Source organism: Shewanella algae, assembly GCF_009183365.2.
Lineage (GTDB): Bacteria > Pseudomonadota > Gammaproteobacteria > Enterobacterales > Shewanellaceae > Shewanella > Shewanella algae.
Genome location: NZ_CP068230.1, coordinates 3,268,504 through 3,288,076, shown reverse-complemented (window position 1 = coordinate 3,288,076; position 19,573 = coordinate 3,268,504). Strand labels below are relative to the sequence as shown.

Below are 19,573 nucleotides of genomic sequence, written 5' to 3'. Positions count from 1 at the left end.
GCTTGGCAAAAGAGCGCTTGAGTGGCCGGGCGACGCACGCCTTTAGACCACTTTTTATACATTATTCAGGCTTAAGCAACTCAGGACGATTTATGTACCAAACCACAGCAGCACTCAGAAGTGCTTTCCTGGAGTTTTTCCGCAAGAATGGCCATCAGGTAGTCGACAGCAGTTCACTGGTGCCAGGCAATGACCCCACTTTGTTGTTCACCAACGCCGGGATGAACCAGTTTAAAGACGTATTCCTCGGTATGGACAAGCGCAGCTATAGCCGCGCTACCACTTCGCAGCGTTGTGTTCGCGCCGGTGGTAAACATAACGACCTGGATAACGTGGGTTATACGGCCCGTCACCACACCTTCTTTGAGATGCTGGGTAACTTTAGCTTCGGTGATTACTTCAAAGAAGATGCCATTCGCTTTGCCTGGACCTTCTTGACTGAAGAGCTCAAGCTGCCCAAGGAACGTCTGTGCGTTACCGTTTATCAATCTGATGATGAAGCCTTTGATATCTGGAACAAGCAGATAGGGGTTCCCGCCGAGGACATTATCCGTATCGGCGACAACAAGGGCGCACCTTATGCTTCAGATAACTTCTGGCAGATGGGCGATACAGGTCCTTGTGGACCTTGTACCGAAATATTCTATGATCACGGTGCTCACATTCCTGGTGGCCGTCCAGGTACACCGGAAGAGGATGGTGACAGATTCATTGAGATCTGGAACATAGTCTTCATGCAGTACAACCGTCAGGCCGATGGTGTGATGGAGCCTCTGCCCAAGCCTTCAGTCGATACAGGTATGGGTATAGAGCGTATTGCCGCCATTATGCAAGGCGTGCATTCCAACTATGAAATTGACGTGTTCCGCACTCTGATTGCCAAAACGGCCGAGATCATCGGCGTGACAGATCTGGAAAACAAATCCCTGCGGGTTATCGCCGACCACATTCGCTCTTGCGCCTTCCTTATTGCCGATGGTGTGATGCCGTCCAATGAAGGCCGGGGTTATGTACTGCGGCGTATTATCCGCCGCGCCGTGCGTCACGGTAACAAACTGGGCGCCACAGACACCTTCTTCTACAAGCTGGTACCTACACTTATTGACGTGATGGGCGATGCTGCCAAGGGCCTTAAGGCGACTCAGAGCATAGTGGAAAAGGCGCTGAAAGCCGAAGAAGAACAGTTTGCCCGTACACTTGAGCGTGGTCTGGGTATTTTGGATGCTGCTTTGTCTGAGCTTAAAGGCGATACCTTGGATGGTGGAACCGTATTCAAGCTCTACGATACCTATGGTTTCCCTATGGATTTGACCGCCGATGTTTGCCGCGAGCGTAATATCAAGGTCGATGAAGATGGTTTTGATGCGGCGATGGCCGAGCAGCGTAGCCGGGCTCAGGCCGCCGGTCAGTTTGGTGCCGATTACAACGCCGGGCTGAAGATTGATGCCGACAGTGAGTTCTGCGGTTACAGTGAACTCAGCGGCAATGGCAAGGTTATCGGCATCTATGTCGATGGTCAGGCGGTCGACACTCTGGATGCCGGTCAGCAAGCGGTTATTGTGCTGGACAAGACTCCATTTTATGGCGAGTCAGGCGGCCAGGTAGGCGATAAGGGCCAACTGACAGCCGAAGGTTTGCTGTTTGAGGTGAGCGACACCCAAAAGTATGCCCAGGCCACAGGTCATATCGGCCAACTGAGCCAAGGCAAACTGACTCTGGGTCAGGAGTTGCTTGCGCAAGTCGATAAGAAACTGCGCCATCGCACCCAACTGAACCACTCAGTGACTCACCTGCTGCACGCCGCGCTGCGTCAAGTATTGGGTGAGCATGTGACCCAGAAAGGTTCATTGGTGGAGCCCGAGCGTCTGCGTTTCGACTTCTCTCACTTTGAAGCGGTTAAGCCTGAAGAGCTCAAGGCGGTTGAGGAGATGGTCAATACCCAGATCCGTCGTAACCACGAGCTGAAAACGGCTGAGATGGACATAGAGCAGGCCAAAGCCAAGGGCGCCATGGCCTTGTTCGGTGAAAAATACGACGCCCAGGTTCGGGTTGTGACCATGGGAGACTTTTCTATTGAGCTTTGTGGTGGTACCCATGTGGGCCGCACCGGTGACATAGGTCTGTTCAAGATCACTTCCGAAGGCGGTATCGCCGCCGGTATTCGCCGTATTGAAGCAGTCACAGGTGCTGCTGCCATGGCCTTCGTCGCCGAGCAACAGCAAGAGTTGAGTGATGCTGCTAACTTGCTGAAAGCAGACAGTTACTCAGTGGTAGCCAAGCTTAAGGCGCAGTTGGAGCGTAGCCGCCAACTGGAAAAAGAGATTGCTCAACTCAAAGACAAACTGGCCGCCGCGGCCAGTGCCGATATGATTTCCGATGCGCAAGAGATTGCCGGAGTCAAGGTGTTGGTGAAACAGGTCGAAGGCATTGACCCTGGCTCTCTGCGTGGTCTGCAGGACGAGCTCAAGCAGAAGCTGCAATCTGGCATAGTGGTGCTGGGTCTGGCTCATGGAGACAAAGTAAACCTTATCGCCGGGGTGACTAAAGACTTGACCGCTAAGGTGAAGGCCGGTGAATTGGTGGCCATGGTGGCTGCGCAGGTTGGTGGCAAGGGCGGTGGCCGTCCCGATATGGCTCAGGCTGGTGGTAGTGAAGTTGCCAACTTGCCTCAGGCATTGGCATCGGTAACGCCTTGGCTGACTGAACGTCTGGCATAATTTCGCCACCAACGAGGTCTATGTGACACAAGAAGTACGTTCAGGCAGTAACGAGCGACTGTATGTCAAAAAGTTCGGCGGCACCTCGGTAGGCTCGATTGAGCGTATCGAGGTGATTGCCGAGCAGATTGCCAAAGCTCAATTGAGCGGCGAGCATCAGGTGTTGGTGCTCTCTGCCATGGCTGGTGAAACCAACCGTTTGTTTGCACTGGCGGGGCAGATTGACCCCGATGCATCGGCGCGGGAGATGGACATGCTGGTCTCCACCGGCGAGCAGGTGAGTATTGCGCTGATGGCGATGGCGTTGGCAAAACGTGGCGTCAAGGCCAAGTCGCTCAATGCCGCCCAGGTGCAAATCCACACCAATAGCCAGTTTGGCCGTGCCAGTATCGAACGAGTTGACGTTCAGTATCTGCTGGAATTGCTGGCCCAGGGAATTATCCCGATAGTGGCCGGCTTCCAGGGTCGGGATCAATTCGGGGAAGTGACCACTCTTGGGCGCGGAGGCTCGGATACCACTGCTGTGGCATTGGCTGCCGCGCTCAAGGCGCAGGAATGTCAAATTTTTACCGATGTGGCTGGTGTCTATACCACAGATCCCAATATTGAACCGAGCGCACAAAAGCTTGATGCCATCAGTTTCGAAGAGATGCTGGAGATGGCTCGGTTGGGAGCCAAGGTGTTGCACCCGGATTCCGTGTCTTATGCCGAGCGCTTTCGGGTTCCCTTGCGGGTGCTTTCCAGCTTTGAACCTGGCAGTGGCACCCTGATCCGTTTCGATGCCTGTGAAGACAAGAGTAATCAAGTAGCGGGTATCGCTTGCAGTAAAGGGCAGGCGATGCTGAGTCTAAGTCGCACCGACGATTCACCGGACCCCTTTGCGGCAGTATTTTCACTGCTGGCCGAAAATGGTGTGGAAGTGGATCTGGTGACCAAGGCGGGTACAGATGACAGCGTCAGCTTTACCTTGGATGCCAGCAGGCTCCCTTGGGCGTTAAAGGCGCTCGATGAACCGGAACTTGGAACATCGTTTGGCCTATTGGTGTTTGAAAAAGCCCTGGCAAAGGTGTCTGTAATAGGTGCCGGCGTGCATCGCAGGGCCGAGGCAACCGCCAAGGTGTTTGATATCTTGGGGAATGAAGGAATTCATGTTAAGTTGATGGCAACATCAGAGATAAAGCTGTCAGTGGTAATAGATGAATCGGATTTACACAGGGCAGTTCGGGTGTTACATCACGCTTTTGAACTAAATAAGGTGTAATTAAACAACGGATTTAGTATTGAATACTATTAATTTGTACTAAGCTCACCTTATAATAATGGTTACGACGGATGAGCGCCGTGTGTAGAAGATATGGAAACTAGAGGAGCAATCGAATGCTGATTTTGACTCGTCGTGTTGGCGAAACACTGATGATTGGTGACGAGGTCACAGTGACAGTGCTGGGTGTGAAGGGGAATCAGGTACGTATAGGTGTGAATGCACCCAAAGAAGTTTCTGTGCACCGTGAAGAGATTTATCAGCGTATTCAGTCTGAGAAAACAGGAACACCTTCTGAAGGTGGTAACTTCTGAGGCGACATAAAGTGAACCTCCGTCAGGAATAGAAGAGTCAGTTTTTAAACTGGCTTTTTTATTTTCTGGAGCCGGAAAACCCTTGATAGCACAGGATTTGCGCGTTATTTAGGTCAGGTGATTAAAAACAGGACAAACGGAAAAGGTTTCGGAAAAAGGGTTTGACTTATTTTCTTCAAACAGTAATATGTGCGCCAAGAAAACGGAGAGGTGGCCGAGTGGCCGAAGGCGCTCCCCTGCTAAGGGAGTATGGGCTTTATCTCCCATCGAGGGTTCGAATCCCTCCTTCTCCGCCATTTCTTAACGTAAAATATGCGCATGTAGCTCAGCTGGATAGAGTACCTGGCTACGAACCAGGCGGTCGGAGGTTCGACTCCTTCCATGCGCACCATTTTCCGTTTTAGCAGTAAAGAATACAATTCGCGCATGTAGCTCAGCTGGATAGAGTACCTGGCTACGAACCAGGCGGTCGGAGGTTCGACTCCTTCCATGCGCGCCACTTCTGCTTTAGTTTTCCAAGATGATCAAGCGCATGTAGCTCAGCTGGATAGAGTACCTGGCTACGAACCAGGCGGTCGGAGGTTCGACTCCTTCCATGCGCACCATCTGGAACCTTAAAGGCTGCTAAGAAAAATTGATTATCTGAAAGCGCATGTAGCTCAGCTGGATAGAGTACCTGGCTACGAACCAGGCGGTCGGAGGTTCGACTCCTTCCATGCGCACCAGATATCAAGTAAAGTACGCAATAAATTTAAGCGCATGTAGCTCAGCTGGATAGAGTACCTGGCTACGAACCAGGCGGTCGGAGGTTCGACTCCTTCCATGCGCACCAATTTATGCGGAGAGGTGGCCGAGTGGCCGAAGGCGCTCCCCTGCTAAGGGAGTATGGGCTTTATCTCCCATCGAGGGTTCGAATCCCTCCTTCTCCGCCATTCTTTACTATACTCTGAGAGCTAAGCTTTCTGAGTTCCGGATTAAGCGCATGTAGCTCAGCTGGATAGAGTACCTGGCTACGAACCAGGCGGTCGGAGGTTCGACTCCTTCCATGCGCGCCAAATAGCAAAGAAGTAAGACGCCCCGCAATAGCGGGGCGTTTTGCTATCTGTTTCTTACTCGCCTGCAATTTCCTAGCTATCCACAGTGCCTTATCCGTAAGCTTGATACAGAGACACAGGCCCACTGAAAGTCCGGGATGTAACAAGTTCTGGATAGAGAACCTATTTTCATCATCAAGTACCATGCTTTGCTCTTCATATGACCTTTCCCCCGAATTTAAGACAATTTTATCGCTTATGGCGAACACATCCGGGAAAGGCTTTAAAACCATTTGTATTCACAAGTCCCCTATGTTGAAACTTGCCACCCTTGCCGGCATTCGCGATATCATCTTCCCTTCATTTTGGTTTGAGTTTTAGTTTTTCATCAAAAATATTAAATAAATATTTATGAATCATCATTCCCTATGAGGTTTTATTGATTTGTTTTGGTATGACCAATTTACATTGAGGAAGGTTTTTTGTTATAGATTGGTTATCGCTTTTGACCTAAGTCACATGGTTAGGTGCAACTTGGCCTGTTAGGCTAAAACAAGCAGTGATTGAAAATCGCATTTTTTCGCATATTTACCATTATTGTCCGGCTGGGGTGCCATGTTCTGTCATCTCAGACCAGACTTAGACATGGAAAGGCCTGCCGCGCCATTAACAAAATGAGGAAGATATGATGTCGCTTTCTGAGCAACTCGTGGAAGCTGTGGGGATTATGCTGCTCGGTATGGGGCTGGTTTATCTGTTCTTGGGGCTGCTGATCTTGGGGATCCGGATATCGGCCCATTATCTGGCACCTAAACCCAGCTTGGAGGATAAGAACCAAACTCAGGAAAGGGCCAAGGCACAATCCGCAGTCGTCGCCCAGGCAGGCGCACCAACGCCGCAACAGCTGGCAGCCATTAGCTGTGCCATTCACCAATACCGCAAACAGGCTTAAATGCCGCAATCTGATGGATAAAAAAGATGAGTAAAGCTTTAGCATTAACCGACGTTGTCCTGCGGGATGCCCACCAGTCATTGTTGGCAACCAGAATGCGTATCGAAGATATGTTGCCGATTGCATCCAAGTTGGACAGTGTCGGCTTTTGGTCCCTGGAGTCCTGGGGCGGTGCAACCTTTGATGCCTGTATCCGTTATCTGGGTGAAGACCCATGGGAGCGGATCCGGGCGCTGAAACAAGCCATGCCCAACACCCGGCAGCAGATGTTATTGAGGGGCCAGAACTTGCTGGGTTATCGCCATTACAGTGACGACTTGGTGACCCGGTTTGTAGAGCGCGCCCATGACAGCGGGGTCGATGTATTCCGGGTGTTCGATGCCATGAATGATGTGCGCAACTTGCAAGCCGCGCTGAAAGCCGTGATTGATGTTGGCGCTCATGCCCAGGGCACAATTTCTTACACCACAAGCCCCGTACATACACTGCAAACCTGGTTGACCATGGCCAAGCAATTGGAAGATATGGGCTGCCATTCACTCTGTATCAAGGATATGGCCGGTTTGCTCAAGCCGATGGAGGCATTTGAGCTAATAAGCCGCTTGAAGTCGGAAACTGATCTACTGATCACCATGCAGTGCCATGCCACTACAGGGTTATCAACCGCAACCTATCAAAAGGCGATTGAGGCCGGCATTGATGTTCTGGATACTGCCATTTCTTCCATGAGCCAAACCTATGGTCACAGTGCCACCGAAACCTTGGTTGCCATGGTTGAAGATACCGATAGGGCGACAGGCTATGACTTGGCACTGCTGGAGGAGATAGCCGCCTATTTCCGTGAGGTCAGAAAAAAATATGCCCGTTTCGAAGGGGCACTAAAAGGCATAGATTCACGCATTCTGCGGGCTCAAGTGCCGGGTGGCATGCTGACCAATATGGAAAACCAGCTCAGAGAGCAAGGCGCCGAGGACAAGCTGGATCTGGTGCTCGAGGAGATCCCAAGGGTGCGGGAAGATCTGGGTTTTATTCCTCTGGTGACCCCCACCTCCCAGATTGTCGGTACTCAGGCGGTAATCAATGTGCTCATGGGCGAGCGCTATAAGTCGCTGACCAAGGAGACGGAAGGTGTACTCAAGGGCGAATATGGCGCCACCCCGGCCAAGGTGAACAGTGAATTGCAACAGCGGGTGTTGCAGGGGGCCGAGCCTGTCAGTTGCCGCCCGGCCGATCTGCTCGCGCCCGAGCTTGAACATCTGCGGGCCGAACTGGCCGAAAAAGCGTTGGCGCAAGGTCTGAGTCTCAGCGAAGAGCGCGACGATGATGTGCTGACTTATGCGCTGTTCCCGCAAATCGGCCTGCAGTTTATTAAGAACCGTGGCAATCCAGCGGCATTTGAACCCAAGCCAGAATTGGAAGCTCCTCTGTCACAAACAACTCAAACCAAGGCTGCCACCGGTGGGCGTCAGCCGGAGGTTTATACCGTGGATGTGCAGGGCCAGCGCTTTGTGGTGCAGGTCAGTGAGGGCGGTGATATCAGTCAGGTAGCGCCTTTGCCGGTGGCAGAGCCGCAGGCTGCCCCTGTGCAGGCCCCTGCTGTTGCCTCTGGCCCGGAACTGGAGATGAGCGCGCCGCTTTCCGGCAATATTTTCAAGGTACAGGTGGCTGCCGGAGACAGCGTTCGCGCCGGTGATGTAGTTATCATACTCGAGGCGATGAAGATGGAAACTGAGATCCGGGCTCAGGCCGATGGTGTAGTCAGCCGCATCCTGATCAAGGAAGGTGATGCCGTCAGCGTCGGTACCAAGTTGCTGGCACTGGCCTAAGGAGCGATGATGGACGGTTTACTCGCTTTTTGGTCTGAGACGGGAATAGCGCATTTTACCTGGCCACAGGCCTTGATGATGTTGGTCGGTGCCTTGCTGTTGTATCTGGCAATAGTACGCAAGTTTGAGCCTTTGCTGCTGCTTCCCATCGGCTTCGGCGCCATTCTGGCCAATATCCCCAATGCAGGTTTTACCGAGGAAGGTGGGCTGCTCTACTATGTTTATCACGTGGGCATAGATACCGGGGTTTTTCCGCTGCTGATCTTTATGGGGGTCGGTGCCATGACAGACTTCGGCGCCCTGATTGCCAACCCCAAGACGTTATTGCTGGGCGCGGCCGCTCAGTTCGGGATCTTCGCTACCCTGATTGGTGCGATAGCCCTGAACCTGGTGCCCGGATTTGAGTTCAGTATGCAAGATGCCGGAGCCATCGCCATCATAGGCGGCGCCGATGGTCCCACGGCCATTTTCCTCGCCTCCAAACTGGCGCCTGATTTGCTGGGAGCCATTGCGGTGGCGGCATACTCCTACATGGCCTTGGTGCCGCTCATTCAGCCTCCTATCATGCGGGCCTTGACCACGGAGGCCGAGCGGCAGATCAAGATGGAACAGCTGCGGGAAGTCAGCAAGAAGGAGAAGATCATCTTCCCCCTTATGGTACTGGGAATGACCATATTGTTTTTGCCGACGGCGACCCCCTTGGTGGGCATGTTCTGTCTCGGAAACCTGATGCGCGAATCCGGGGTGGTGGATAGACTTTCCAACACGGCGCAGAACGAACTTATCAATATCGTCACTATCTTCCTCGGATTGGCGGTTGGTTCCAAGCTCTCGGCCGAGCAGTTTCTTCGGGTCGAGACGCTGGGGATCTTGCTGCTCGGGGCGGTGGCCTTCAGCATTGGCACCGCTGCCGGGGTCTTGATGGCCAAACTCATGTGTAAACTCAGTGGTGGCAAGGTCAACCCCTTGATTGGTGCCGCCGGGGTCTCGGCCGTTCCCATGGCCGCCAGGGTGGTGAATAAGGTTGGGCTAGAGGCCAATCAGCAAAACTTCCTGTTGATGCACGCCATGGGCCCCAATGTGGCCGGTGTGCTGGGCAGTGCGGTCGCTGCCGGTATTCTGCTGGCGGTATTGGGGAACTGAGCGCTTTGCGCGCTGAATAGCTGAGTGCCATGACGTTAAAAATAACCGGCGTAGCCAGTGTGCCGCGCCGGTTATCGGTTTTAAGGCTCGCTGGAGGGCAAACCGCAACGCGCGGGTTTTGGTACACTCTGAGTCGATTCAAGCATTCATTTCAAAGGCTTATATCAAAAGCTTAGGCCGTCAGCCAGATGGCCAGTGACAGCAGGGCAATCAAGGCACCACTGACGCCTATTATCCAAATAAAACCGCGTTTCCCCTGTGCCAAAGGGACGTTATTGAAGTGTAAAAATGCTATCCAGAACAGGGACAGGATAATAGGCAGAAACAAAAGACGGGCCATGATTGCTCACTATTCAAAGAGATATGGCTTAATCATAGACCGGGGTTCTTCAAGAGTACCAGTCAGATGCTTGAATATTGCTCGCTGCAATGCCTTTATCCGCCAGCACCTGAATTAACATCTGTCTCAGTTTCTTGGCTTGGGCAATGGATTGTTGCACTTGCGGTTGGACATCTTCGAATTTGTCTTTAAAAGGGTCAATGGGCGGCGTAGGCAGTTCCATCACGACAGACTTGCCGGAGCGTTTGATCATGAGTCCTGTGCTTGCATAAGCACCGAAGGCTTGCGTGAGTATATCAAGCTGCTCGGCTGCTCCCAGAAACATGATTTTGACCAGGCTTCCTGCCAATTGATGAACGATGCGGATTTGCTTATTGGGCAGTAGCGGGTAGAAATGCAGCCAGGAATGTCCGGCGGCGCGGTTTTTGGGTGTTTCCGGGTTCAACTCCGGGTGATGTCTTTTCGCAAACTCAAGATAACACCTGGCAAACTCTGTGACTTCGGGGCTAATGCTGGGAAGGTATCCACGTCTTTGCTTGCTGATGCTCTCGGCCATAAGCCGTGCCCGGTACCATGCCCCTTGGGCGACAAAGTACGCCATGAGTTCCTCATAGGCGATGGTTTTATCATAGGGCTCATTGTTGGATGCCAGGTATTTTTGCGGAGCCAACAGACAGGTGCGAAAATCGACCCAATAGCCCTGTTCTATCCCATGTTCGCCGCGGTAGCGATACCTTAACCCTTGTTGCTGTTGTGGCGTTGCATCTATCTTGTTTTCGATAAGAATGGCTTGATGGGAGCCGTCATTGGCCTTGAAAATCACCACGAGATCCGACTCACCGTATTGATTGTGAATGACAGAATGCCAGGCGCCGACAAACTCTACGGCGTGGGGGAATTCATATACCCGGGAAACCAACCAATTGCAGAAGGCCATTGAAGTGTGGCACTCCTCCAGCAACATCAAATCAATATCCCGCTCCTGAACAGATTGAATAAAGTTCAGCTCCTGCATTTATGACTCCTTTCCTTGTCCATCTTAGGGCTGGTTTTAACCCCTGGTTTTGTGGCTTTCTATCGCGATTGTATGATTTAAACTCTTGAGACTTAGCTGGGCAATGACATTGTTTTCTTATATCTTTCAGCGCTAAAAACTATTTATCTTTGAACTTGCCTGGATGGACATTTGATTCAGGCAGTATGCAGGAAAGTATCTTATGTGGGAACTCTGGCTGATGTTCAGCGGCGCTTTTTTGGCGGCGACATTGCTGCCTGGAGGCTCGGAAGTCTTGTTGCTGGCTTTGCTGGACAAGCAGCCGGAGATGGCATTGTCACTGCTGCTTAGCGCCACTATAGGTAACACCTTGGGGGCCTTGAGCAGCTATCTACTTGGGCTTTTGGGGCGCAAGGCGGTCACGCCCGAGCAACTCGACAGCGGTCGTCACAAGCAGGCGCTGGCGCTGCTCAACCGCTACGGCTATTGGGCCTTGTTACTTTCCTGGGTGCCACTGATCGGCGATATTCTGTGCCTTTTAGCAGGTTGGATGAAACTTCCTCTTACAAAATCCACTCTGATGATTTTGACAGGCAAGGGGCTGCGCTATTTGATTATTGTGTTGTTGGCTTTAGAGTGGCTGCAATGAGTTATTGGGTTTCAGTCTCTGGTTGAAGGAGTAACGTTTTGAAGAAATGGTTATTGGCGGCGGCAATTTCAGCCGCATTGGCGGGTTGCTCAGTGCAGACCGACACAGGATTGGCTGAGGTTTCCTCGGTACAACTGCCGGCAGGAGTGACTCTCATCGAGTCGGTCACCCCCAAGGCCGGTGAAGTCGGTATCCCTTACAGCAAGTATCGCTTGGCCAACGGCCTGACAGTGATACTGCATCAGGACAATTCTGATCCTCTGGTACATGTGGATGTAACTTATCATGTGGGCTCGGCCAGAGAGCAGGCGGGGCGCAGTGGTTTTGCCCATCTGTTTGAACACATGATGTTCCAGGGCTCCGAGCATGTGGCCGATGAACAGCATTTCAAGATAGTCACCGAAGCCGGCGGCACCTTGAATGGCACCACCAACACTGATCGCACCAACTATTTCGAAACTGTTCCCAGTAATCAGTTGGAAAAAATGCTTTGGTTGGAGTCGGACCGTATGGGCTATCTGCTTCCGGCCCTGACCGATAAGAAATTTGAAGTGCAGCGGGAAACCGTGAAAAACGAACGGGCCCAGCGTATCGATAACCGTCCTTATGGGCGGATGAATGAACGCTTCAATCAGGCGTTTTATCCCGCCGGTCATCCTTATTCCTGGCCTGTGATAGGTTGGCCCGAGGATCTCGATCGCGCCACGTCTGATGATGTAAGACACTTCTTCCAACGCTGGTACGGCCCCAACAATGCCACTCTGACCATAGGCGGTGATATCGATACCGCGCAGACGCTGGCCTGGGTCAGCAAGTACTTTGGCGATATTCCCAAGGGGCCTGAGGTGGCGACCGATGCCAAACCTTTGGTAACGCTGGACAAGAGCCGCTATATCTCGATGGAAGACAATGTCCATCTGCCACTCATCCGTATTGCTTTCCCAACCGTTTATGCCCGTCACCAGGATGAGGCCGCGCTGGATCTGCTGGCCAATATTCTCGGCGGCGGCAAGACCTCGCTGGTTTACAAGAATCTGGTGAAAGATGGTTATGCGGTGCAGGCCGGGGTCAGTCATCCTTGCCAGGAGCTGGCCTGTCAAATGTCCATCTACGCCTTGGCCAATCCGGCCAAGGGCGGAGCACTGGCGCCGATAGAGGCCAAGATCCGCGAATCGATTGCCGAATTTGAACAGCGGGGCGTCACAGATGAAGATCTGCAGAAGGTCAAGGTGCAGTTCCGCGCCGACAGCATCTTCTCGCTGCAGAGTGTCTCGGGCAAGGTGTCCAACCTGGCCTATAACCAGACATTCGCCGGTGATCCCAATCAGATAGCCAAAGATTTGGCCCGCTATGATGCTGTGACCAAAGAAGATGTGATGCGGGTATTCAAGCGCTACATCAAGGATAAGCCCAGCGTGGTGATGAGTGTGGTGCCCATGGGCGCCAAGGCGCTGGTGGCCAAGGCCGATAACTTTACCCCGCCTGAGCCAAGGGTTGCCGCCAACGCCGTTGCCGGGTTGCAGCAGGCAGCAAGTGCCAACAGCAGTTTCGATCGCAGTAAGATCCCCGCTGCCGGCAAGGCGCCCTCCATGCAGGTGCCCAAGCTTTGGTCTGCCCAGCTGAACAACGGTATCAGTGTCATGGGCACTGAAAGCCATGAAACGCCTACTACCGAGCTGGTCATCTACCTCAACGGCGGTCACAGACTGGTGCCGGTGGAAAAGGCCGGGCTCGCCGGTTTGACTGCGGCCATGCTCAATGAGTCCAGCGCCAAACGCAGCAGTGAAGAACTGGCCCAGGCGCTGGAGCTGCTGGGATCTTCCGTGGTGTTCGACAGCAGCGGCTATCAAAGCAGCATCCGGATCTCGGCCTTGACCGAAAACCTGGATAAGACCCTGGCAATAGTCGAAGAAAGGCTGTTTGAGCCAGGCTTCAAGGAAGCCGATTTCGAGCGGGTAAAACAGCAACAGTTGCAAAACCTGCAACATCTGGCCTCGGATCCCAACTATCTGGCCGAAGAGGGTTTCAGCAAGTTGCTGTTTGGCAGCCAAACCAGTCTCGGTGTCAATGATAACGGTACGCTTGAGAGTATCAGCCAGCTGACGCTCGATGATATCAAGGCTTTCTATAAGGAGCAGTATCGCGCCGGCAACGCCCAACTGGTGGCGGTAACCGATCTGCCACGCGAGCAGCTAATCGGCAAGCTAAAAGGATTGGAGCCTTGGGGCGGCCAGGCTGTGTCTCTGCCGACCTTGGGTGAGATGCCCGAGGGTAAACCCGGTGTGGTGTTCCTTATCGATAAGCCGGGAGCGGCCCAGTCGGTTATCAGCATAGGCAAGCGCGCTCTGCCTTACGATGCCACGGGCGACTTCTTCAAGGCTTACCTGATGAACTATCCCTTGGGCGGCGCCTTCAACAGCCGCATCAACCTTAATCTCAGGGAAGACAAGGGCTACACCTATGGTGCCCGCAGCTTCTTCAGTGGTGGTATTGAGCAGGGATACTTCAAGGCGGGCGCCAGCGTTCGCAGTGATGTCACCGACAAGGCGCTGGCCGAGTTTATCAAGGAGCTCAAGGCTTATCATGATAAGGGGATGACGACACAAGAGCTTAGCTTTATGCGGGCCTCAATTTCGCAGGGTAAAGCACTGGATTATGAAACGCCTTACCAAAAGGCCGGCTTTATCCGAATGATTCAGAAGTACGGTCTGAACGATGATTTTACTGCCCGTCAGGATGAGATTATCAACCAAACCAGTCTTGATAAGCTCAATGAGCTGGCTAAAGAATGGTTGGATCCTGCCAGCATGCAAATATTGGTGGTCGGGGATAAAAATCTTATCGAGCCAGGTATTGAGGCAATGGGTTATTCAGTGATCAATCTGCCCTTGTAAAACGGTCACTTTGACCTCATATTGATCTTGACCGCAGCGGGTTACGACTCGCTTGCCACTATGCAAGGCGGTGATGCTTGAAAGAGCATCACCGCCTGTCTCTTTTAAATTACACTTGCCTGAAAGGCCGCTTAGGCTTTATTTTGGGCAGCAGTCACACAGAGCAGTCCTGTGCCTTTTGGTGATGAATCACCAAGAGATGAAAGCGGAGCAGGTATGCCCGGGTCTATTGGCCAGATAAAGGCCTAGGCCGCCAAGCAGAGAAAAAGAATTTGAAGTCATTTACCGAATCTGTCGCAATGCTCAAAGGAGCCGAAGGACGCGCCGCACTCAAGGATATGCGCCGTGGGATTGAGCGAGAAGCCTTGAGAATTGATGCCAGCGGGCACCTGGCTATGGATGGTCATCCCAAAACCTTGGGCTCGGCCCTGACCCACTCGAGGATCACTACTGATTACAGTGAGGCGTTGCTCGAGTTCATAACGCCTGTTACCCACAGCATAGATGAGCTGCTTACCGGCCTCACCGAGACTCATGCCTTTACCCTCAATCAGCTTAAGGGACAAAAGCTTTGGCCCGTGAGCATGCCTTGTTATGTTGGCGACGAGAAGGATATTCCCATCGCCCAATACGGCAGCTCCAACTCAGGGCGGATGAAGACCCTCTATCGCAAGGGCCTGACCTACAGATACGGCGCTTTAATGCAGATCATCTCAGGAGTGCACTTTAACTTCTCGGTTTCTGACGAGCTTTGGGATCTGCTCTATGCCCAGAGCGACAAGTCGGTTTCCCGCTGTGACTTTATCTCCGAGCGCTACTTTGGCCTTATCCGCAACTACCGCCGCTTGGTGTGGGTGTTGCCTTATCTGTTTGGCGCTTCACCGGCGCTGTGCGGCTCTTTCATCAAAGAGCAGCAGACAGAACTGGATTTTGAAAAGATGGGCCGCGGCACCCTGTATCTGCCTTGGGCCACCTCACTGAGAATGAGTGACCTGGGTTACACCAACAAGGAGCAGGAGCGGCTCAGTATCAGCTATAACTCGCTGGCGGATTATCTCAAGGGGATCCGCGCCGCCATCAAGATGCCTTCGGACAACTTTGCCAACATAGGGGTGAAGGTTGATGGCGAATATCGCCAGCTCAACGCCAATGTGTTGCAGATAGAAAATGAGTTTTATGCCCCCATTCGCGCCAAGCGTGTGACCCGCAGCGGTGAAAAGCCTTCCGAGGCACTGGCACGCGCCGGGGTGGAATATATCGAAGTGCGGGCACTGGACGTTAACCCCTTCAGTGCCATAGGCATAGAGGCCTCTCAGGTGCGCTTCCTGGATCTGTTCCTGCTTCATTGTTTGTTGAGTCCATCGGCGACGACCGATAGCATCGGTGAGCAGGAGATAGCCGCCAACCTCAAGGCCGTGGTGTTGGAAGGGCGTAAGCCCGGCTTAATGCTGAGCCAAAATGGCGAGCCTGTGGCGCGTGAGCAGTGGATGCTGGCACTGTTTGCCGAGCTGCAGCAGTTGGCCAAGCTGCTCGATGGAAAGGATGATGACCAATATCAGCTGGCACTGGCCAAGTGGCATCAAGCCGTTATCGACCCGAATGAGACGCTGTCTGGGCAGGTGATGAAGACCTTGGCAGACCAGGGCCTGGATCACGGCGCCTGGGTGATGGCATTGGCGAAAGAATATCAGCAGCAGCTGCTGAATTATCCGCTGAGTGCCGCGGCGCTGGCTTCCTTTGAAGCCGAAGCCCAGGCCTCAATCGAGAGTCAGTTGCAGATGGAAGCCGCTGATCGTTTGAATTTTGATGATTTTCTGGTTCAGTACTTTGCCGATGAACCAGCCAAGGAAGCAGTCAGTCAGTGAAGTCTTTGTTGTTAATCTCGGCCGCAGCCCTGTTGCTATCGGCCTGCGCCAGTGCTCCCGAGCCCGGGCGCGAATGTGGTACGGTTTCAGGTTATCTGGAGCCGGATCGGGAGCAGCAGTTTTATCGCTTGGTGGTCACCCATCTCGATGGCCAACCCGTGATTTCCAAACCCAACTATCAGTTGCCACCGGGTGAACACAGCTTTACCGTCTCTGAGCTGATAGATTCACCTGAGCTCAAAGTGCGATTGTCGGCCCGCACGCCCAAGGAGCTGAAGTTGCTGGTGGAAGCCGGGCAACGTTATCACCTGGCGGCCAAGTTCAATACCGACAGGCGCTATACCGGCAAGGATACCGGTTACTGGGAACCTGTGGTCTGGCAGCAGGAAGTTCATGAATGCGAGCTGCCGGAGCCGCAATAAAGCTCACTTTTTCAGAGGCTCAGGTTGCATTTGATGTTTGACTCGGGCGACACTGAGTCCAAGTTCAACCAAAGGCCTGGCCTTTGAAAGCCGTGAGATTTTCGTGAAGCGACAGTTTCTATCCAAATTTGCCCCGGCGCTTGCTGTTTCCGCCTCCCTGTTTTTGGGTGGCTGCGCCACTTCACCTCCCAAAGAGCCCGACAATATCTGTTCCATCTTCAAAGAGCACAGATCTTGGTACAACGCTGCCAAGGATGCCCGTGAAAAGTGGGGCGTTCCCGTGCATGTGCCCTTGGCCATGATGTATCAGGAGAGCTCCTTCAAGCATAATGCGGCGCCACCTATGGAGTATTTCTTGTGGATCATTCCCATAGGACGCGCCAGTGATGCTTATGGTTATGCCCAGGCCAAGACCATGACCTGGGATGATTATGTGCGTGAGACCGGCAACAGCTGGGCCAGTCGCAGCGATTTTGATGATGCAATGGATTTTATGGGCTGGTTTATCTACAAGAGCCATAAGATCAATGGTGTGTCCAAGTGGGATGCCCGCAACCAGTATCTCAATTATCACGAAGGCTGGGGCGGCTACAAACGCGGCAGTTACCGCAGCAAGGCCTGGTTGGTAAGGGTGGCCGACAAGGTGGACAATCGTTCCCGCCGTTATGCGGCGCAATATAATCAGTGCAAGGAAGACCTGGACGCCTCTTGGCTCTGGCGTTTGTTCTTTGGCTAGGGAAGGGGAAACTAAGCTGTTCCTCGGTAAAAGCGCACCCTTAAGGTGCGCTTTTTGGGTTCTCTACAGATGAGCCAGCCGTTTTATCAGCCGTGGTGTTCTGTCTTTATCAGCTTGCCGAACTGGTCGTAGAAGTTCCAGTCGCCGGATTCACGATTGCTGATATAGCTGCCTTCGGTACGCTTCTCGCCATTGGTCCAGAAAGTCTGCCACAGCCCCTCTTTTCTGTCCCTGAGGAAGGTGCCTTTCTCGGCCAGCTTGCCGTTGTTGTGGAAGTAACTGGCTTCACCCTCTTTCTGGCCCTTGACCCACTGCTCATGGCTCTGTGGTTTGCCATTTTGGAAGTACTGGCTCAGTTTGCCATCGAGTTTTCCCTGCCAGTAGTTGGCCTGCTGTTTTAACTGGCCGTTACTGTAGTACTGCTCAGATTTGCCGTGCAGTACATCGTCCTTGAATTCTTGACTGGCGGCGAGCATGCCATCTTCAAACCAGCTTTGCCACTGGCCGGTTTTGGCCCCTTTTAACAACTCACCGGCCAGTTTCTGCTGCCCATTGTCGACATAGTATTCGCTATAGCTGCCGGTCTTATCGCCATTGTCATAGGTTTCCTTGCGATAAAGGATGCCCTTGAAGCTGTAGTGCTCGCGTGCACCATGTAACTTACCCTGTTGCCACAGGCTCTTGATCCTGATATTGCCTTCTGGGATGGTGCCGAAGGTAGGATCGTCCTCTTCGTAGCGGTAGTCTATCCAGGTACCTGTCTTCTTATTGTCCAGGTATTCCCCAGTAACCCGGCGGCGGCCATGGTAATACTCGGCATATTTGCCATTGAGTTTGCCTTTGACAAAGGTCTGCTCCCGGCTCTTGACCCCTTCGCGATACTGAATCCAGAGCCCGTCCTTGTCGCCGTTGAGATATGCGCCTTCCTCATTGGGATCGCCGTTGGCGTACCAGCGCTTGAAGGCACCATCGAGCGGATAACGATAATCCTTGGCGGCCTTGTCTTTGGCATAGTGGGCCAACTCCCTGGGCTTGCCATTGTCGTAGAAGCTCTCATATTTGCCGACCCACTTGCCTTCAATGACATCGCCCTGCTCCTGCACAGTGCCATCTTCAAAGTAGCGGATGGATTTTCCGGTTTGCTTGTCGTGCTGGTATTGGTTCAGGCTGCGTTTTTTACCGTTCGGGAAGTAACGGATAAAGTCGCCGTGACGCTCACCCTGCTGCCATTGGCTGGACTCTTGTAAAACACCGGCGCTGAAACGCTGATGCAAACCATCCAGCAGGCCCATGGCAAACTGGGACTTCTCCAGTGGCTTGCCGTCGATATCGAAACGCTCATACTTGCCATGGCGGGGATATTGACCGTTGTCACTCAATTGGCTGTCGTGGAAGGTTTCCAGCTCAGCCAACTGGCCATTGGGGTGAAAACGCTTCTGTACACCGGTTTGCAGGCCGTTTTTGTAGTGCTGTTCTATGACCAGCTTGCCTTCACTGTTGAAGTACTCCTGGGTGCCATCTCTTTCGCCGTCACTGAAATGCTCATTGCCCAGCAGTATCCCTTTGTCGTCAAACGTCTGACATTGGCCCTGGCGCTTACCCGCGCGGTAAGCACATTTGACTGCCAGTTCGCCGCTTGGGTGATATTTCAGGCTTTCGCCGTCCCGCTCGCCGGCACTGAAGCTTATCTCACTCTCTTTGCTGCCATCATCAAAAAAGCTCTGCCAGACGCCCTGACGTTGGCCATTGGCATCGAATTTGCCCTTGACCTTGATTACCCCCTGGGCGTTTTGCTCCAGATAGTCGCCTGACAGTTGGTTGTTGGCGTATTGCTGGCTTTGGGCCAGGGTGCCGTTTTCATAGAAGCTCTGCCACTGACCATGGCGCAGGTTGTCGGTATAGGTTTCGCTGGCCTTGAGTTTACCACTGGCGTAGAAACGCTTGACCTGCTCTTTGTTACCGTCGCGGTAGAAGACGCTTTCACTGAGACGGCCTTTAGTGTCGAAGGTTTGCCATTCCCCTTCCGGCACGCCCTTGTTGAACACCTGCAATTCGGTCATCTGGCCGCTGATGTCATACATGCGCCAACTGCCATTTTGATAGCCCTGGAAATATTGGCCCTCAATCAATTTGGCATTGTTGGAGTGAAATACCTGCCAGCGCCCATGGGGCACGCCCTGGGAGAACTCCGCCAGGGTATAGCCTTGATTGTCCCGGACGATGGATATTTCACCATTGAGGGGCATACCACTGGCCAGATTGTAATAATGGGGGATACCATCCTGCTGGCGAACTTCCACCATTAAGGAAGAGAGGTTTTGTGCCGCCTGCGCCTGTTGCAGCACGGGTAGAGTGCTTGCGGCCAGCGCCGCCATAATTATGAGCTGTTTGTGCATCGGTTCTCCTTGTCACCTACTGCAGCAATC

The 19,573-nt window shown here is 53.0% G+C and carries 14 protein-coding genes and 8 tRNA genes; 19 read left to right on the top strand and 3 right to left on the bottom strand.

What is annotated here, in order from left to right; genetic code table 11:
• The first annotated feature begins 92 nt into the window (after positions 1 to 92).
• The 14 genes from alaS to E1N14_RS14715 all read left to right on the top strand — a co-directional run bounded on the left by alaS (position 93) and on the right by E1N14_RS14715 (position 9,247).
• Positions 93 to 2,717 carry an alanine--tRNA ligase gene (alaS, locus tag E1N14_RS14780; RefSeq protein WP_025011665.1) on the top strand — a complete coding sequence of 875 codons (2,625 nt, stop codon included), beginning with the start codon at positions 93 to 95 and terminating at the stop codon, positions 2,715 to 2,717.
• Between the two features lie 22 nt (positions 2,718 to 2,739).
• Positions 2,740 to 3,978, top strand: a complete 1,239-nt coding sequence (locus tag E1N14_RS14775; protein WP_062793996.1) for an aspartate kinase — start codon at positions 2,740 to 2,742, stop codon at positions 3,976 to 3,978.
• A gap of 116 nt (positions 3,979 to 4,094) precedes the next feature.
• On the top strand, positions 4,095 to 4,292 hold the full coding sequence (gene csrA / locus E1N14_RS14770; RefSeq protein WP_025011666.1) for a carbon storage regulator CsrA: 198 nt from the start codon (positions 4,095 to 4,097) through the stop codon (positions 4,290 to 4,292).
• A 204-nt stretch (positions 4,293 to 4,496) separates the two neighbouring features.
• Positions 4,497 to 4,588 (top strand) — tRNA-Ser (locus E1N14_RS14765).
• Between the two features lie 18 nt (positions 4,589 to 4,606).
• Positions 4,607 to 4,683 (top strand) — tRNA-Arg (locus E1N14_RS14760).
• Between the two features lie 31 nt (positions 4,684 to 4,714).
• Positions 4,715 to 4,791 (top strand) — tRNA-Arg (locus tag E1N14_RS14755).
• Positions 4,792 to 4,820: 29 nt separating this feature from the next.
• Positions 4,821 to 4,897 (top strand) — tRNA-Arg (locus E1N14_RS14750).
• Between the two features lie 43 nt (positions 4,898 to 4,940).
• Positions 4,941 to 5,017 (top strand) — tRNA-Arg (locus E1N14_RS14745).
• 30 nt (positions 5,018 to 5,047) lie between these two features.
• Positions 5,048 to 5,124 (top strand) — tRNA-Arg (locus E1N14_RS14740).
• An 8-nt stretch (positions 5,125 to 5,132) separates the two neighbouring features.
• Positions 5,133 to 5,224, top strand: a tRNA-Ser gene (locus E1N14_RS14735).
• Between the two features lie 46 nt (positions 5,225 to 5,270).
• Positions 5,271 to 5,347: transfer RNA gene (locus E1N14_RS14730), tRNA-Arg, on the top strand.
• A gap of 664 nt (positions 5,348 to 6,011) precedes the next feature.
• A complete protein-coding gene (locus E1N14_RS14725; RefSeq protein WP_025010953.1) occupies positions 6,012 to 6,278 on the top strand; it encodes an OadG family transporter subunit in 267 nt (88 codons plus the stop codon).
• A gap of 26 nt (positions 6,279 to 6,304) precedes the next feature.
• Positions 6,305 to 8,104 carry a sodium-extruding oxaloacetate decarboxylase subunit alpha gene (gene oadA / locus E1N14_RS14720; protein WP_025010952.1) on the top strand — a complete coding sequence of 600 codons (1,800 nt, stop codon included), beginning with the start codon at positions 6,305 to 6,307 and terminating at the stop codon, positions 8,102 to 8,104.
• A gap of 9 nt (positions 8,105 to 8,113) precedes the next feature.
• Complete coding sequence (locus E1N14_RS14715; protein WP_025010951.1) at positions 8,114 to 9,247, top strand: sodium ion-translocating decarboxylase subunit beta; 1,134 nt, start codon at positions 8,114 to 8,116, stop codon at positions 9,245 to 9,247.
• A 172-nt stretch (positions 9,248 to 9,419) separates the two neighbouring features.
• Here the strand turns inward: E1N14_RS14715 and E1N14_RS14710 are convergent, their stop codons facing one another.
• Together E1N14_RS14710 and E1N14_RS14705 are read right to left on the bottom strand one after the other, a co-directional pair.
• Complete coding sequence (locus tag E1N14_RS14710) at positions 9,420 to 9,587, bottom strand: hypothetical protein (protein WP_025010950.1); 168 nt, start codon at positions 9,585 to 9,587, stop codon at positions 9,420 to 9,422.
• Positions 9,588 to 9,636: 49 nt separating this feature from the next.
• Positions 9,637 to 10,602: a PD-(D/E)XK nuclease superfamily protein gene (locus E1N14_RS14705; RefSeq protein WP_174539811.1), complete on the bottom strand. Its 966-nt coding sequence runs from the start codon at positions 10,600 to 10,602 to the stop codon at positions 9,637 to 9,639.
• A gap of 202 nt (positions 10,603 to 10,804) precedes the next feature.
• On the opposite strand from E1N14_RS14705, the gene E1N14_RS14700 reads away from it, so the two are divergent.
• The 5 genes from E1N14_RS14700 to E1N14_RS14680 all read left to right on the top strand — a co-directional run bounded on the left by E1N14_RS14700 (position 10,805) and on the right by E1N14_RS14680 (position 17,147).
• The gene (locus E1N14_RS14700; RefSeq protein ID WP_025010949.1) at positions 10,805 to 11,230 is read left to right on the top strand and encodes a YqaA family protein; all 426 of its coding nucleotides are present in this window, start codon (positions 10,805 to 10,807) and stop codon (positions 11,228 to 11,230) included.
• Between the two features lie 38 nt (positions 11,231 to 11,268).
• Positions 11,269 to 14,124 carry a M16 family metallopeptidase gene (locus tag E1N14_RS14695; protein ID WP_025010948.1) on the top strand — a complete coding sequence of 952 codons (2,856 nt, stop codon included), beginning with the start codon at positions 11,269 to 11,271 and terminating at the stop codon, positions 14,122 to 14,124.
• Between the two features lie 299 nt (positions 14,125 to 14,423).
• A complete protein-coding gene (gshA, locus tag E1N14_RS14690; RefSeq protein WP_081782954.1) occupies positions 14,424 to 15,989 on the top strand; it encodes a glutamate--cysteine ligase in 1,566 nt (521 codons plus the stop codon).
• Positions 15,986 to 16,411 carry a hypothetical protein gene (locus E1N14_RS14685; RefSeq protein ID WP_044734843.1) on the top strand — a complete coding sequence of 142 codons (426 nt, stop codon included), beginning with the start codon at positions 15,986 to 15,988 and terminating at the stop codon, positions 16,409 to 16,411. Before gshA ends, E1N14_RS14685 begins: the two co-directional genes overlap by 4 nt.
• A gap of 103 nt (positions 16,412 to 16,514) precedes the next feature.
• Positions 16,515 to 17,147: a transglycosylase SLT domain-containing protein gene (locus E1N14_RS14680; RefSeq protein ID WP_028781530.1), complete on the top strand. Its 633-nt coding sequence runs from the start codon at positions 16,515 to 16,517 to the stop codon at positions 17,145 to 17,147.
• 86 nt (positions 17,148 to 17,233) lie between these two features.
• On the opposite strand, the gene E1N14_RS14675 is transcribed toward E1N14_RS14680, so the two are convergent.
• The gene (locus E1N14_RS14675; protein ID WP_025010944.1) at positions 17,234 to 19,543 is read right to left on the bottom strand and encodes a toxin-antitoxin system YwqK family antitoxin; all 2,310 of its coding nucleotides are present in this window, start codon (positions 19,541 to 19,543) and stop codon (positions 17,234 to 17,236) included.
• Positions 19,544 to 19,573: the final 30 nt, after the last annotated feature.

Bases quoted from the DNA above. Each gene is read 5' to 3' on its own strand.
- alaS (WP_025011665.1), top strand. From the start codon at position 93: ATGTACCAAACCACAGCAGCACTCAGAAGTGCTTTCCTGGAGTTTTTC.
- csrA (WP_025011666.1), top strand. From the start codon at position 4,095: ATGCTGATTTTGACTCGTCGTGTTGGCGAAACACTGATGATTGGTGAC.
- E1N14_RS14725 (WP_025010953.1), top strand. From the start codon at position 6,012: ATGATGTCGCTTTCTGAGCAACTCGTGGAAGCTGTGGGGATTATGCTG.
- oadA (WP_025010952.1), top strand. From the start codon at position 6,305: ATGAGTAAAGCTTTAGCATTAACCGACGTTGTCCTGCGGGATGCCCAC.
- E1N14_RS14715 (WP_025010951.1), top strand. From the start codon at position 8,114: ATGGACGGTTTACTCGCTTTTTGGTCTGAGACGGGAATAGCGCATTTT.
- E1N14_RS14710 (WP_025010950.1), bottom strand. From the start codon at position 9,587: ATGGCCCGTCTTTTGTTTCTGCCTATTATCCTGTCCCTGTTCTGGATA.
- E1N14_RS14705 (WP_174539811.1), bottom strand. From the start codon at position 10,602: ATGCAGGAGCTGAACTTTATTCAATCTGTTCAGGAGCGGGATATTGAT.
- E1N14_RS14700 (WP_025010949.1), top strand. From the start codon at position 10,805: ATGTGGGAACTCTGGCTGATGTTCAGCGGCGCTTTTTTGGCGGCGACA.
- gshA (WP_081782954.1), top strand. From the start codon at position 14,424: ATGCTCAAAGGAGCCGAAGGACGCGCCGCACTCAAGGATATGCGCCGT.
- E1N14_RS14675 (WP_025010944.1), bottom strand. From the start codon at position 19,543: ATGCACAAACAGCTCATAATTATGGCGGCGCTGGCCGCAAGCACTCTA.